The following is a 12,641-nucleotide window of genomic DNA, read 5'->3' on the forward strand; positions in this document are numbered from 1 at the left end:
GAGCACCGCTCATGGCGGTCGACAACGACCTGTACAACGCCCCGGACGCCTGGTGGCGCGACGACCAGCCGTTCGCCACCCTCAAGGAGTTCACCCCGGCCCGGTTCGACTACTTCCACACCGTCCTCACCCGGCGCCTGCACCTGGACCTCGACGGTCTCCGGGTCCTCGACGTGGGCTGCGGCGGCGGCCTCCTCGCCGAGCGGTTCGCCGCCGCGGGCTGCCGGGTCACCGGCCTCGACCCCTCCAAGGAGTCGCTGGCCGCCGCCACCGCGCACGCCGCCGAGTCGGGGCTGGAGATCGAGTACCGGCACGGAGTCGCCGAACGGCTGCCCTTCCCCGACGGGTCGTTCGACCTCGTCTACTGCTGCGACACCCTGGAGCACGTCACCGACCCGGACCAGGCGGTGGGCGAGGCGGTCCGGGTGCTCCGGCCGGGTGGCTACTACCTCTACGACACCATCAACCGGACCTTCCGCTCCTGGCTGGTGATGATCAAGATGGCCCAGGACTGGCGGTCCGTCAGCTTCGCGCCGCGCAACCTGCACGACTGGAAGCAGTTCATCAAACCCACCGAACTGCACGCCCTGTTCGCCAAGCACGGCCTCGGCAACCAGGACCTGGTCGGCTTCGGCTCCAGCCGCAGCCAGCGCGAGGTGCTGCGGCTGCTGCGCCGCCGGGCCCGCGGCGAGATCAGCTACGGCGAGCTGGGCCGCCAGTTCGCGCTCGCCCACAACACCGACACCTCCATCATCTACGCCGGGTACGCCCGCAAGGCCGAGGGGAACACGCATGCCGGACACTGACCGCACCGCCGAGGTGGCACCGGAGATCCGGGTGCCGGTGCTGATCGTGGGCGCCGGGCCGGCCGGCCTGACCGCCTCCCTCGCCCTCTCCCGCTACGGCGTCCGCCACCTCCTGGTGCACAAGTACCCGGGGACCGCGCACACCCCGCGCGCCCATCTCATCAACCAGCGCACCGGGGAGATCCTCCGCGACCTGGGGGTGGGGGACCAGCTGCGGGAGCACGCCGCCCCCACCGAGTTCCTGGCCAACCACGTCTTCATGACCACCTTCGCCGGCTTCGAGATCGCCAGACTCGACGCCTACGGCAACGGCCCGGCCCGCGTCGGCGACTACCGCGCGGCCAGCCCCGAGCCCATGTGCAACCTCCCGCAGCACCTGCTGGAGCCGCTGCTCGCCCGGGAGGTCGAGGAGGCCGGCGTGGGTGAGCTGCGGTTCGGCCAGGAATTCCGCTCCCTGGAGCAGGACGAGCACGGCGTCACCTCGGTGATCGTGGACCGGGCGTCGGGCCGCGAGTACACCGTGCGCAGCGACTACGTCATCGGCGCCGACGGGGCGCGCAGCCGGGTGCTGCGCCAGCTGGGGATCGACGTCGAGGGCCCCACCGGGTTCGCCAAGGCCGTCTCCACCTGGTTCGAGGCCGACCTCTCCCGCTACGCCGCGCACCGCCCCGGCATCCTCTACATGGGCACCCTGCCCGGGGACCGCGTCGGGGACCTCCGGGTCTTCATCTCCATCCGGCCCTGGAACGAGTGGGTCTTCCTCTCCACCGACGACCCGGCGGCCGGCTTCGACCCGAACGACCCCGAGGCGATGCGGGACCGCATCCACGAGAGCCTCGGCGACTCCAGCGTGCCGATCACCATCAAGAACATCTCGCCCTGGGAGCTCAGCAGCGCCGTCGCCCCGCGCTACTCCAGCGGCCGGGTCTTCTGCGTGGGCGACGCCGTGCACCAGAACCCGCCGACCAACGGCCTGGGGCTGAACACCGCGGTCGCCGACTCCTTCAACCTCTGCTGGAAGCTCCGCCTGGTCCTGGCCGGCCAGGCCGGTCCCGAACTGCTGGAGACCTACCACGGCGAGCGTCAGCCGATCGGCCGACAGGCCGTCGACCGGGCCTTCCGGTCCATGCTGGACCTGCACGGCATCCCGGAGGCGCTGGGCTTCGCCGAGGGGCAGAGCGCGGCCGAACAGTGGCGGCTGCTCGGGGAGTTGACGGAGGAGTCGAAGGAGGGCGAGGCCCGGCGCGCCGCCCTCGCCGCCGCCACCGAGCGGATCGAATACCAGGTCAACGCCCATGGCGTGGAGCTCGGTTACCGCTACGGCAGCGGCGCGATGGTGCCCGACGAGACCCCCGAACCGGACCGGGACACCGACCCCGAGCTCTTCTACCACCCCACCACCCGGCCGGGGGCCCGACTCCCGCACGCCTGGCTGGAGAACGGCCGCCGCCGCTGCTCCACCCTGGACGTCACCGGCCGCGGCCGGTTCGTGCTGCTGACCGGCACCGAGGACGGGCCCTGGCACGAGGCGGCCCGGGAGGCCGCCCGGCGCACCGGGGTGGAGATCACGGTGACCCGCGTCGGCCCCGGCCCGGGGCTCCGCGACCCGTACGGCACCTGGGAGCGGGTCCGGGAGGTGGCCGCCGACGGCGCGGTGCTGGTCCGCCCCGACGGCCACGTCGCCTGGCGCGCCGCGACCGGCGAGAGCGCCGCCGCGCTGCCCGCCGTCATGGCCCGCGTCCTGTGTCACCCCGAGGCGTCCGTGCCGCCCGGCGACACGGCACCCGCTACGGCGGCACACCCCCGCTAGCGGCCCGGTACACCGCCGTACGGCGTCCCCGCGCCCCACCCGCGGGTGGCCCTGCCCCGGGCCACCCGCGGCCGCCCCCGGCGCCCGGCAGACCGGGCCCCGGCTCGCTCCGGTGGGGGAAGCGAGCCGGCCGCGCTACGCTGAAACCGTCCCGCGCTCCGACGCTGCCACCACGGCGAGGAGGACCTCATGGGCGGGCCCCCACCCCACGCTTCGGACATCGAGGGCACGGTCGTCCGCAGGGGAGAACCCGACTACCACGACGTCCGGGCGGGCGAGTTGTGGAACCGGTTCACCCCGGACCGCCACCCCGACGCCATCGTCCGCGCGGCCTCCGAGCGGGACGTGCCGCCCGCCCTCGCGTTGGCCCGCTCCCAGGGGTGGCGGGTGGCCGTCCGCGCGGGCGGGCACAGCTGGTGCGGCTCGCCGCTGCGGGACTCCGGGCTGCTGCTCGATCTGTCCGCGCTGCGCCGCCACCACATCGACACCGCCGCCGCCTCGGCGGTGGTGCAGCCCGGGGTCGTCGGCGCGGAACTCGCCGGTGAACTCGCCACCCTGGGCCTGGCCTTCCCCACCGGCCACTGCGGCAGCGTCGCCGTCGGCGGATACCTCCTCAGCGGCGGTCTCGGTTGGAACTCCGGCCAGTGGGGCCCGGCCTGCGCCGGGGTACGGGGCATCGACGCGGTGACCGCGGACGGCACGGTGGTGCACTGCGACGAGAACGAGCACTCCGAGCTGTTCTGGGCGGCTCGTGGCGCCGGCCCCGGCTTCTTCGCCGTCGTCACCGCCTTCCACCTCGCCCTGCGTCCGCGGCCGGCGGCCCTCGCGACGACCTCGTACGTCTGTGGGCTGGAGGACCTCGAGACGGCGGTGCGCTGGGCCACCGACGCCGCCCGCGAGCTGCCGGCGCACGTGGAGCTCTCCTTCACACTCGCCGCCATGGATCCCACCCGCCCGCCGACGGCCGGTGGCGAGGTGGTCCTCGCCATCGTGGCCATCGCCTTCGCGGAGTCCCGGGACGGCGCCGGCCGGGCCCTCGCGCCGCTGAGCGACCACCCCGACACCGTGACGCCCGTGTCCCGGCGGATCGCCGAACCCACCACGCTCGACGCCCTCTACGCCGCCTCGGCGCGTCTGTGGCCCGAGCACCATCGCTGCGTGGCCGACACGCTGTGGTCCGACGCGGACTACGTCACGCTCCTCTCCCGGCTCGCCGCGGCCCTCGGTCGGGCGCCCTCCGGCAGATCGCTCGTCCTGGCCCCCCTCAAGCCCGCCTCCACCGACCCGGAGCTGCTGCGGAACATGGCCTTCTCGGTCCTGGGCACCAGCTACGCGGTGCCCTACGCGATCTGGGACGACCCCGCGCGGGACGAGGCCAACGTCGACTGGCTGCGCGAGACCATGGCCGCCGTGGAGCCCCTGGGCACCGGCCACTACATCGCCGAGGCCGACCTCACCGCCGACCCCTCCCGCGCCCGGCGGTCCTTCACCCCGGAGGACTGGGACCGGCTGGGCGCGGTGCGGACGGCGTACGATCCGCACGGCGTGTTCCACCCCTACCTGTCGCCGTAGGGCGGCCGTACGCCGAGGTGCCGGTGGAGTGGTGCCGGTGCGTGGTGCCGGTGCGTGGCGCGGGTCCGCGCGGGCGGGGCTCTGCCAGGCCCGCCCGCGCGGAGTTTCGGGGATCACCCGGCGGGTCAGACCTCCAGATCCGCCTCGATGCGCTTCAACTGGTGCCGCGCCATGGCCAGGTTGGCCCGCGCCTTGTCCAGCGCGAGGTAGAGGAACAGGCCGCCGCTGGGGCCCTTGAGCAGCCGGATGAGGTGGTACTGGTGCCCCAGGGTGATGAGGATGTCCTCGATCTCGTCCTTCATCCCGAGGAGCTCCATGGTGCGCACCTTGGCACGGACGACGTCCGTGTTGCCGGCGGCGGCCACCGTCAGGTCGAGGTCCTTGCTGCCGCCCAGGGTGCCGAGCGCCATACCGCTGGCGTAGTCGACGAGGGCGACGCCCAGGGACCCCTCGATGGAGGCCATCGCTTCTTTGAGGGCGGCTTCGGTGTTGGCCATGATGTTCGTGTGTCCTTTCGATGAGGGTCGTGACGGGTGTGACGACAGGGTCAGGCGTTTTCCATGCGGGTCAGGGCGCCCTCCACGAGGGCTCCGATGCGGGCGCTGGAGCGACGTGCCTCCAGGTGCAGTCGCCCGACGTTGGTGCGCGGGCCCGCGAGGGTGGTGAGGGCGGCGGAGGATCCGGCGGCGTAGCTGGCGACGTAGCCGCTGTCGCCGCGGATCAGCAGCTCGCGGAAGTCGCCGCGGGCGGTGGCCTCGGTGAGCCGCAGCGCGACCCCGAGGGCGGCGGCCGTGAGCGCGGCCACCCCCTCGGGCTCCACGGCGGCGGTGTCCTGGGCCAGGACGAGTCCGTCGACGCTGGCCGCGAGGGCCCCGGTGAGGTGGGGCACGCGGGCCCGTAGGCCGCGCAGCTCCTCCAGGATGTCCGGCTCGGCGGTCAACAGCTGCCTCCTTTCGGCGCGTTGTCTCAGTGCCCGCTTCATGACGGCGCGCGACGGGCCTCGTGGGCGGACCGGGAACTCACAGCTGTGCCTCCAAAGCGTCACGGAGCCGGCGAAGCAGGGCGATGTCCGGGTCGGCGGAGGGGGACGCCACCCAGGGGGGTACGGGGGGCGCGGCGCGGGCGGGCGCCACGGGGGGCGTGCGGACCAGGCCGGCGGCGGCCAACCGGCGCACGTCGACGAGGGTGTGGAAGGCCGGGCGGCCGAGCAGCCAGGCGATGGCCGTGGCGGTGCGGACGCCGTCGGCGAGCGAGAGCACGGCGCGCTGGCGGCAGGTGACGGCGGCCGCCCGGACGTCGGTGTCGCAGGGCACCACGGGCGCGGTGTCGGCCTCCGGGCGCGGCCACAGCCGGTCCAGCAGCGCTCTGCGACGCCGGATCTCCCGCTCCACGGCGGCCACGCGTACGGGGCGCACCGGGCCGAGCCAGTGGACGGCCCCGGAGCGGAAGCGGACCGGGCCGCCGTCGGGGGAGAGGGCGAAGTAGGCGGCGTCGAACAGCGCGCTGAGGTGGCAGATCTCCAACTCGCCGCCGGCCACCTGGCCGCTGGACACCAGGAAGCTGCCGACCCGCCGCTGCGGCCCCGCGCGGTCGACCGCCTCCTGCCAGCTCTCGGCGGGGAGTCGGCCGCCGTGGGTGAGCAACACGTCGATGCCGGGGGCGGCGGGGCTCTCGGCGTGCACCACCTCGCCGTCGACGAGGTAGACGACGCCCGAGTCGGCCAGCAGGGCGCCGGTGGCCCGTTCGGCCGCCAGATCCGTGAGCGTGGTCAGCGCCGAGGCGGTCATGACAGCACCAGCCGTTCGGCCAGTTGGCGCAGCCGGATGCGGGCGAGAGCGAGGTTGCCCTCGGCGCGGTCCAGCCAGAGGGCCAGGAAGACACTGCTGTCGAACGTGGTCTGTACGAAGCACGATAAGTGGTAGCCGTCGCGGGTGGTGACGATGATGTCCTCGACGGGAAGGCCCTTGGCCGCGCCGCCGGTCCCGGCGCCCGACCCGGCACCGCTCGCGGCACCCGTCCCGGTACCGGCCGCGGCCGGATCCCCGGAGCGGGAACCGGAGCCGGCCCCGGCCGCGTCCTCGAGCGCGTAGATGGTGGACTCGGCCGCCATACGGGCCAGTTCGGCGCTCTCCGCAGCGCTGGCCTCGTGGTCGCCGTTGGGGCAGTGGCCGATCACGCCGAGGGAGAGGCCGCTGACCCAGTCGATCACCGCGGCGCCGCGCGCTCCCGGCAGAGCCATGGCTTCCAGCAGGCACTCGTCGATCCCGGGCACGCGGCTTCCTTCCCTCACTGGGTCACACGCTCATACGGGGGTTCATCGCACGCTCGCGCGGGCGGCCGAGCGGGTGACGAAGAGGTTACGCAACGTGCCGTGAACTGTGAGAGCTTTTGGCAATTTCCTGTGGAACATGCGATGAGCTGTCCTGAAATCGGCTATACAGGTCGGTTGCAACCTCGCCGCACCGGGACATACCTCTCGTTGTTTCGGCCATCGGCGGACCCGCGTCGAGATCATCCGCTTGACTTGAACCTTGGTTCATGTTGGAGCCTCTTGGCACACGGCGGACGCACCGGACCGCCGCTCCGCCACCCACTACGAAGCCGAGGTCCCGTCATGTCCCCGATACGGAAACGCTCCAGCGACACACCGACGTCCTCGCCGAAGCTCGCCGCGCTCGCCACCGTGGTCATCCTCGGCTCGATCATGTCGGTGCTCGACGTGACCGTGGTGAACGTCGCCATGCACCCGCTGGCCGAGCACTTCGACGCCTCGCTCGCCACCATCCAGTGGGTGGCCTCCGGATACTCGCTGGCCCTCGCCTCGGTGATCCCCGTGACGGCCTGGGCGATCCGGCGCTTCGGCACCAAGCGCGTCTACATGACGGCGCTGCTGCTCTTCGTCAGCGGTTCGTTGGCCGCCGGACTGGCCTGGTCGACCGAGTCCCTGGTGGCCTTCCGGGTGCTCCAGGGGCTGGGCGGCGGCATGATCATGCCGACCGGCATGACGATCATGATGCGGGCCGGCACCCCGGAGACCATGGGCCGCATCATGAGCATCCTGGGCATCCCGATCCTCATCGGGCCGCTCGCCGGGCCGGTGTTGGGCGGCTGGCTGGTGGACTCCTTCTCCTGGCGCTGGATGTTCACCATCAACGTGCCCATCGGCCTCCTCGCGTTCGTCCTGGCCGCCCGCGTCTTCCCGCGCTCGGCCGGCGCCTCCGGCCAGCGACTCGACGTGCCCGGTCTGCTGATGCTCTCCCCGGGCCTGGCCGGATCCATCTACGGTCTCTCCACCGGCGCCGAGCGCCGTGACTTCTCCTCGCTCGACGTGCTGCTTCCGGCGGTCCTGGGCGTCGCGCTGATGGTGGGCTTCGTGCTCCGCGCCCGCACCTCCGCCCATCCGCTGATCGACCTGCGGCTCTACCGCCGCCGGGCCTTCGCCGCCGGCGCCGCCACCATGGCCCTGTTCGTCGTCGGCTACTTCGGCAGCATGCTGCTGCTCCCGATGTACTTCCAGGTCGTCCGGGGCGAGAGCGTCACCGCCTCCGGTCTGCTGGGCGCCCCGCTGGCGCTCGCCGCCGGCATCACCATGCAGTTCTCCGGCCGGCTCTCGGACCGGGTCTCCCCGCGCAAGCTCATCACCTCGGGCATCGTCCTGGCGGCGTTCGGCATGGCGCTCTTCGCCGGGCAGTTGACCGACACCACCCCGTACTGGCGGATCGGGCTGGCGCTCTTCGTCATGGGCGTCGGCGTCGGGATGACCATCATGCCCACCATGGCCGCCGCCACCCGCGGCCTCACCGGCGAGGAGGCCCCCTCGGCCTCCACCACGCTCCAGATCACCTCCCAGATGGGGGCCTCGATCGGGATGGCGTTCTTCTCGGTGCTCCTCTCGGTCAACGGCGATGGCGGCAGCACCGCCCCCACCCACGCCGAGCCCTTCGCCGACACCTACTTCTGGGCGGTGGCCCTCATGCTCGCCGCGGTCGTCCCCGCCCTCCGGCTCCCGCTGCGCCGCCCCGCCGCGGTCCGGCCCCAGGACCAGGGCAACGAGGCCGACCAGGTCGACCAGGGCGCTCAGGCCCAGGGCGCTCAGGCCCAGGACCCGAACGCCGCGGAGCCCGGGACCGGAGCGCGGGCCGGCGGCGAGGAGCGGGTGCCGGCGCACCACGCCTGACCTCGCGGAGCCACGTCCTCCGCGAGCGGGCCCCGGGCCTTCTGGCCCGGGGCCCGCGCCGTCGTCAGCGCCCCTCGTAGGCGTCCTCCGCCGCCTTGATATCGATCTTCCCCATGCCCAACATGGCCCTGGTCACCCGAGCCACCTTCGCCGGGTCCGGGTCGCTCATCAGCTCCGTCAGCCTGCTCGGGACGATCTGCCAGGACACCCCGAACCTGTCCTTCAGCCAACCACAGGGGCCCGGCTCACCACCCTCGGTGAGCCGGGCCCACAACTCGTCCACCTCCTCCTGGGACGCGCAGTCCACGGAGAGCGAGAGGGCCTCGTTGAACGTGAACTCCGGGCCCCCGTTCAGCGCCTGGAACTCCTGCCCGGCCAGTTCGAAGACGATCAGCATGACCATCCCCGACTCCCGCGGCCCGGCCTCGCCGAACCGCTGCACGTCCACCACCCGGGAGTCGGGGAAGATGGACGTGTAGTGGGCCACCGCCTCCTCGGCCTGGGTGTCGAACCACAGACATGGCGTGATCTTCTGCATGACGGTCCTCCGTGCTCGTGCGGATCGCGGCTCGTCGGGATCGGACCGCTGTCTGTTCAGACCGGTCCGGCCGCCGGAACTCATCGCGATGTGATGTGCTGGTGCCGCCACGTCCGCCGGACGGAGCCCCCGGAAGGAGCCCCTCATCACCCCCGACGCCACTCCCGCCACGCCCAGCGCGGGTCCGCAGTCGGTCGACCGCGCCCTGGAGCTGCTGGACGTGATCGCCGAGGCGCCGGACCCGGTCAGCGCCAAGGCGCTCGCCCGGCGCGCCGGCTGCGCGCTGTCGACCGTGTACCACCTCCTCGGCCCGCTCACCGCCCGTGGCCTGGTGGTGCGCACCTCGGCCGGCTACGCGCTCGGTCACCGCATCCCCACCCTTCACCAGGACTTCCAGCGCCAGCTGCACCTGGGCCGGGACACGCGTGAGGTGTTGCTCCGACTGCGGGACGCGACCGGGGCGCAGGCGTACTTCAGCACCTTCCGGGACGGCGGGATCGCCATCGTGGACAGCACCGCCGCGCACGCCGACCGCCCCACGCCCTTCGTCGTCGGCCCGGAGTCCCGCGCCCACGCCACCGCCCACGGCAAGGCGCTCCTCGCGGCGCTGCCGCGCGCCGTGCGTCAGCGCTATCTCACCGAGCACGGGCTGCCGCCGCTCACCGAGCACACCATCACCAGCCGCGACCGCTTCGAGGCCGAGCTCCGCCGGGTCCGGCGCGGCGGTGTCGCCGTGTCGGTGGCCGAGTCCGACACCGGCTACGCCTGTCTCGCCGTGCCGCTCCCCACCCCGGGACTCCCCGGCCAGGCGCGGGCCCTCTCGGTATCCCTTCCCGCCAGCGCGTACCAGCGTCACCACGCGCGCCTGGTCCAGGTGCTGACCCGCGCGGCCCGGGACGTCCACTGAGGCTCCGGGCGCACCCGGTGGGCGAAGGCCCGCGCCGGAGCGCGGGCCGACCGCACGTCAGCCGTCGAGAACGGCGATCTCGATCTCGCGGAGGCGCTCCCGGTCCGCGATGACGTCGATCTCGGTGATCCGACCGTCCGTGATCGTGAAGTCGAGCACGAGGGCGAGTCGGCCGAGCGGCGCCATGGCGAGTCCGACGGCGCCGTCGAGCAGCGCGAGTCCGGTGAACCGGGCCCGCCCCGTGGCGGCCATCGCCCCCTTGGCCACGGTGTGCGCGCCGAGGATGACGAGGGGCTCCGGGGTGGGCACGACCGACGGGTCGGCCCGGAGCACCACATCGGGGTGGAGCAGCGAGACCAGCGCCTCGAAGTCCCCGCCGCGGGTCGCGGCCAGAAAGGCGTCGACCACCCGCCGTCGCAGCGTCAGGTCGGCGTCGGGCGCCGGGGCGGCCCCCTTGACCCGGCGTCGGGCGCGGCTGGCCAACTGCCGGGCGGCCGCCGGCGAGCGCTCCAGCATCGGGCCGATCTCGTCGAACGGCACGGCGAACATGTCGTGCAGCACGAAGGCGAGCCGCTCGGCCGGCGAGAGCATGTCGAGGACCACCAGCAGTGCCACGCCGACCGAGTCGGCCAGCAACGCCTCCTGCTCGGGGTCGACGCCCTCCTCGCGGCCGCCGTCCGCGCCGGGCTCGTGGGTCGGCTCCAGGGGATCCTCACGCCGGGACTGACGGCTGCGCAGCAGGTTGAGACAGACCCGTGCCACCACCGTCGTCAGCCACCCGGCGAGGTTCTCCACCTCGTCGGTGTCGGCGCGACTGGCGCGCAACCAGGCGTCCTGGACGGCGTCTTCGGCCTCGCTGAGGGAGCCGAGCATGCGGTAGGCCACCGCCCGCAGCCGGGGCCGGTGCTCCTCGAACCGCTCCGCGAGCCATTCGCGCTCGTCCACCGTGTCACGTTCCTTCCACCCGCGGGGTCACAGCCGTAGCGGCACGAACCTAGCTGATCCGAACGGGAGTCCGACTCCTGGCCCGGCTGAACCTGGAGCCGGACATGACGTCAGCCGTCGGACCGGCCGGGCCGAGGGCGCCCGAGCCCGGCGTCCGGACGGCGGGTCTTTCCGGCAGGGTCGGAAGCGCCCGCGTTGCGACTCCGCGGCCCGCGGGCGGAGCGGGCACGGTGGACACCGGCCGGGGCACACCACCGGCCGGTGTCCACCGCGGTTCCAGCACAGGAGCAGTGCCATGATCTTCATCGTCGTGAAGTTCACCGTCCGTCCCGAGTACAGCGAGGAGTGGCTGTCGCTGGTCGACGACTTCACCCAGGCGACCCGCGCCGAGCCGGGCAACCTGTTCTACGAGTGGTCCCGGAGCGTCGACGACCCGCACGAGTACGTGCTGGTCGAGGGTTTCGCGGACGGCGAGGCCGGCCGGGCACACGTGGAGTCGGACCACTTCAAGGCGGCGATGGAGACCCTGGCGGGCGCCATCGCCGTCAAGCCGCGGATCGTGAGCACCGAGGTGCCGGGCCAGGGCTGGTCGGAGATGGCCGAGCTCACTCCGCGCGCCTGACCGCGGCCGCGGTCAGGTGTTCCGGCGCCGGCGCGGCGGTCGCGGTGGGCGGCCTGGCCGTGTACCGGCGCCGCGCGGCCGCCGGCAGGGCGCTTCAACCGCTGCCGGGGGCCGCCGCCGGAAGGCGCTGGACGGCGACCATCGCGGCGTCGTCGCCCAGCACCCCGCCGGCGTGGTCCAGGAGATCCGCGCACAGCCGGCGCAGCAGCGTCTGCGGATCGCCGCCCGGCCAGCAGGTCACGCGCCGGTCCAACGGGTAGAAGACGCCGTCGGCGTTCCGGGACTCGATGACACCGTCCGTGTAGAGCAGCACCACGTCGCCCACCCGGAAGGGGAACGTCTCCACCGTGAAGTCCGCCGCGGCGAACTCGGTGAGGCCCAGCGGTGGCGCGGGCCGGTGGTTCTGCAGCGGGGTGACCGTGCCGTCGCGCAGCAGCAGGGGAGGGGGGTGACCACAGTTGATCACGTGCAGTACCGCCTCCTCGTCGGGGACGTCCAGCAGGGCCGCGGTGATGAACGCCTCCCCGTCGTCCTCGCTCTCGTCGCGCGGTGCGCTGGGGTCGTCCAGGTCCGAGGAGACGGTTCCCTCCAGATAGGCCACCAACACCGGCAGTTCCGCCTGCCGGTGGGCGGCGGCCCGGAAGGCGCCCAGCACGAGCGCGGCGTCCCCGATGGCCTTGAGCCCCTTGCCCCGCACGTCGCCGATCATCAGTCGGGTGCCGCGGGCGGTGCGCGCCGCCGCGTACAGATCGCCACCGATCTGCGCCTCGGCCTCGGCGGCCAGATAGACGGAGGCGATCCGCAGCGGACCGATCTGTTCCGGCAACGGACGCAGCAGCACCGCCTGCGTCGCCTCCGCCACCGAGCGCAGCCGTGTCAGCTCCTGCTCGTGGCGCACCCGCCGCTTCGCCATGTAGGTGACGAAGATCGAGATCAGGATCAGCGCGGTGATCTGAAAGGAGTGGTTCAGGTCGGTCAGGCTGGTCCGCGCCACGGCCACCACCGCCTGGGCCAGGACGGCGACCGCGCCGACGAGGCCGGTCGTCCACGGCCCGGCGAAGGACGCGGTGACGGCGGGCGCGGCGACCAGGAACGGCCCGAGGTGCACCTCGGGCGGAGCCAGGATGTCGACCACCGTGACCACCACGATCAGCCCGAGCGGGACCGCCAGCAGCGCAAGGCTCCGCTGCTCTGGCCATCGGTGCTCACGCTGGCGTGGCCGAAGATGCATGTCTCCTGAATACACCACCCCGGCCGGGGGCGC

At 73.2% G+C, this 12,641-nt stretch carries 13 protein-coding genes; 6 read left to right on the plus strand and 7 right to left on the minus strand.

The genetic code is table 11. The annotated features are described in order from the left end of the window. The first annotated feature begins 11 nt into the window (after nt 1-11). The 3 genes from ubiG (at nt 12) to LRS74_RS29510 (ending at nt 4,188) form a co-directional block, all read left to right on the plus strand. Complete coding sequence (gene ubiG / locus LRS74_RS29500; protein ID WP_277743846.1) at nt 12-806, plus strand: bifunctional 2-polyprenyl-6-hydroxyphenol methylase/3-demethylubiquinol 3-O-methyltransferase UbiG; 795 nt, start codon at nt 12-14, stop codon at nt 804-806. After that, nucleotides 793-2,616 carry an FAD-dependent monooxygenase gene (locus LRS74_RS29505; RefSeq protein ID WP_277743847.1) on the plus strand — a complete coding sequence of 608 codons (1,824 nt, stop codon included), beginning with the start codon at nt 793-795 and terminating at the stop codon, nt 2,614-2,616. Before ubiG ends, LRS74_RS29505 begins: the two co-directional genes overlap by 14 nt. Before the next feature lie 189 nt (nt 2,617-2,805). Further along, nucleotides 2,806-4,188, plus strand: coding sequence for an FAD-binding oxidoreductase (locus tag LRS74_RS29510; protein ID WP_277743848.1), 1,383 nt, complete (start codon nt 2,806-2,808; stop codon nt 4,186-4,188). Between the two features lie 125 nt (nt 4,189-4,313). Here LRS74_RS29510 and LRS74_RS29515 read toward each other — a convergent pair whose 3' ends face one another. Genes LRS74_RS29515 through LRS74_RS29530 form a run of 4 tightly spaced genes read right to left on the minus strand, consistent with a single transcriptional unit; the run spans nt 4,314 to nt 6,460 of the window. After that, nucleotides 4,314-4,685 carry a hypothetical protein gene (locus LRS74_RS29515; protein WP_277743849.1) on the minus strand — a complete coding sequence of 124 codons (372 nt, stop codon included), beginning with the start codon at nt 4,683-4,685 and terminating at the stop codon, nt 4,314-4,316. Between the two features lie 50 nt (nt 4,686-4,735). Beyond that, on the minus strand, nt 4,736-5,170 hold the full coding sequence (locus LRS74_RS29520) for a roadblock/LC7 domain-containing protein (protein ID WP_277743850.1): 435 nt from the start codon (nt 5,168-5,170) through the stop codon (nt 4,736-4,738). Nucleotides 5,171-5,207: 37 nt separating this feature from the next. Beyond that, nucleotides 5,208-5,975: a transcriptional regulator gene (locus LRS74_RS29525; RefSeq protein WP_277743851.1), complete on the minus strand. Its 768-nt coding sequence runs from the start codon at nt 5,973-5,975 to the stop codon at nt 5,208-5,210. Continuing rightward, on the minus strand, nt 5,972-6,460 hold the full coding sequence (locus LRS74_RS29530; protein ID WP_277743852.1) for a hypothetical protein: 489 nt from the start codon (nt 6,458-6,460) through the stop codon (nt 5,972-5,974). Before LRS74_RS29530 ends, LRS74_RS29525 begins: the two co-directional genes overlap by 4 nt. Before the next feature lie 342 nt (nt 6,461-6,802). Here LRS74_RS29530 and LRS74_RS29535 point away from each other — a divergent pair, with 342 nt between their 5' ends. Beyond that, nucleotides 6,803-8,365, plus strand: a complete 1,563-nt coding sequence (locus tag LRS74_RS29535) for a DHA2 family efflux MFS transporter permease subunit (RefSeq protein WP_277743853.1) — start codon at nt 6,803-6,805, stop codon at nt 8,363-8,365. A gap of 64 nt (nt 8,366-8,429) precedes the next feature. Here LRS74_RS29535 and LRS74_RS29540 read toward each other — a convergent pair whose 3' ends face one another. Continuing rightward, nucleotides 8,430-8,903 carry a VOC family protein gene (locus tag LRS74_RS29540; protein ID WP_277743854.1) on the minus strand — a complete coding sequence of 158 codons (474 nt, stop codon included), beginning with the start codon at nt 8,901-8,903 and terminating at the stop codon, nt 8,430-8,432. A 145-nt stretch (nt 8,904-9,048) separates the two neighbouring features. Between LRS74_RS29540 and LRS74_RS29545 the strand changes: the two genes are divergently transcribed. Continuing rightward, nucleotides 9,049-9,810, plus strand: a complete 762-nt coding sequence (locus tag LRS74_RS29545) for an IclR family transcriptional regulator (protein ID WP_277744988.1) — start codon at nt 9,049-9,051, stop codon at nt 9,808-9,810. Nucleotides 9,811-9,867: 57 nt separating this feature from the next. On the opposite strand, the gene LRS74_RS29550 is transcribed toward LRS74_RS29545, so the two are convergent. Further along, nucleotides 9,868-10,755 carry a sigma-70 family RNA polymerase sigma factor gene (locus LRS74_RS29550; protein WP_277743855.1) on the minus strand — a complete coding sequence of 296 codons (888 nt, stop codon included), beginning with the start codon at nt 10,753-10,755 and terminating at the stop codon, nt 9,868-9,870. 295 nt (nt 10,756-11,050) lie between these two features. On the opposite strand from LRS74_RS29550, the gene LRS74_RS29555 reads away from it, so the two are divergent. Next, nucleotides 11,051-11,377: a putative quinol monooxygenase gene (locus LRS74_RS29555; RefSeq protein WP_277743856.1), complete on the plus strand. Its 327-nt coding sequence runs from the start codon at nt 11,051-11,053 to the stop codon at nt 11,375-11,377. Nucleotides 11,378-11,471: 94 nt separating this feature from the next. On the opposite strand, the gene LRS74_RS29560 is transcribed toward LRS74_RS29555, so the two are convergent. Continuing rightward, nucleotides 11,472-12,608 carry a PP2C family protein-serine/threonine phosphatase gene (locus LRS74_RS29560; RefSeq protein ID WP_277743857.1) on the minus strand — a complete coding sequence of 379 codons (1,137 nt, stop codon included), beginning with the start codon at nt 12,606-12,608 and terminating at the stop codon, nt 11,472-11,474. Nucleotides 12,609-12,641: the final 33 nt, after the last annotated feature.

It is taken from the genome of Streptomyces sp. LX-29, from assembly GCF_029541745.1.
Lineage (GTDB): Bacteria > Actinomycetota > Actinomycetes > Streptomycetales > Streptomycetaceae > Streptomyces.